Source organism: Pseudonocardia halophobica, assembly GCF_027922425.1.
In the GTDB taxonomy this organism is placed as follows: domain Bacteria; phylum Actinomycetota; class Actinomycetes; order Mycobacteriales; family Pseudonocardiaceae; genus Pseudonocardia; species Pseudonocardia halophobica.
Genome location: NZ_BSFQ01000146.1, coordinates 1 through 1,014 on the forward strand (window position 1 = coordinate 1; position 1,014 = coordinate 1,014).

At 55.5% G+C, this 1,014-nt stretch carries 2 protein-coding genes; both read left to right on the top strand.

All coding sequences use genetic code 11. The annotated features are described in order from the left end of the window. The coding region (locus PKE99_RS37765) for a hypothetical protein (protein ID WP_271215058.1) at nucleotides 1–811 on the top strand (811 nt) is incomplete at its 5' end. Beyond that, the coding region (locus PKE99_RS37770; RefSeq protein WP_271215059.1) for a hypothetical protein at nucleotides 787–1,014 on the top strand (228 nt) is incomplete at its 3' end. The genes PKE99_RS37765 and PKE99_RS37770, both read left to right, overlap by 25 nt.

Genomic DNA, 1,014 nt, shown 5'->3' on the forward strand with positions numbered 1-1,014 from the left:
GCTTGTGCATAGAATGATTGAAGAAGGTTTGGTGGAGCGCCTGCCTATCAAGCCGTTCCCGCGAGTCTGGGGTCGATCTAAGTGCCGGAAGTTACTATCCAATCTTGAGCGCAAGGATGTGCTGGTTCCAGACGAAGACTTCAAGGCAGGCGTTTGGCGGTTGGTTCAAAGTACGCGATCCGCCAGTGCTGAGGACGCCTGCTGTATCGTTGATCCATTTGCGTATGTGTCACATCTTTCGGCGATGCACCTCTACGGACTCACGGATCGCGCACCACTTGCGTTGCACCTTACGACGCCATCCACCTCGGTATGGTCGCGGATGCGCAAGGAGCGCATGGCCCACGATCTCGGTTCTAACATTGCTCTGATCAACGCTTCCCCCCTCAACCGGGTCACCATGGCTGCGAGCGCTGTGCGGCGGCGAACCATTCATCTGCATACGACATCTAATCCGATTGTGCCGGTCCCGCTGGCAGATGGGTTTACGCGCGCCACCCCTATTGGTCATGTCTTCGCCGCTATGCTTGCTGAGCCGGAAGCGCATGGCGGCATCAGGCATGCGATCGAGGTTTGGGAAGCATCGGCTGAAGCCTGGCTCGACGAAATCATAGTGGCAGTTGATAGTCAGCCGACGAAGCTTGCCAAGGTGCGGGCAGGATACGTTCTATCAGAACTCATGGGCGTAGAGGATGACCGGATAAAGGCATGGCGTGCTTTTGCTCAACGTGGGGGATCGCAGAAGCTGGATCCTGAAGCCCCTTATGTCCCGCGCTGGTCGGATGAATGGATGATCTCTCTCAACATCTGAAGAACATGGAATCTCACTCTTCGGACGACATAACCAGTGATACTGTAGTCGACAAAGTCGGTGTGGATTTGCGTGTCTGGGTTGAAGCCGCGCGCGCTAATCCAACCCTTCACCGGGATCGACAAGTCACGGAGGTTGTTCTCAATGCCATCGGCCTTTCGCCAGACTTGAAGAAAGCTCTCATACTCAAGGGTGGTACGCTT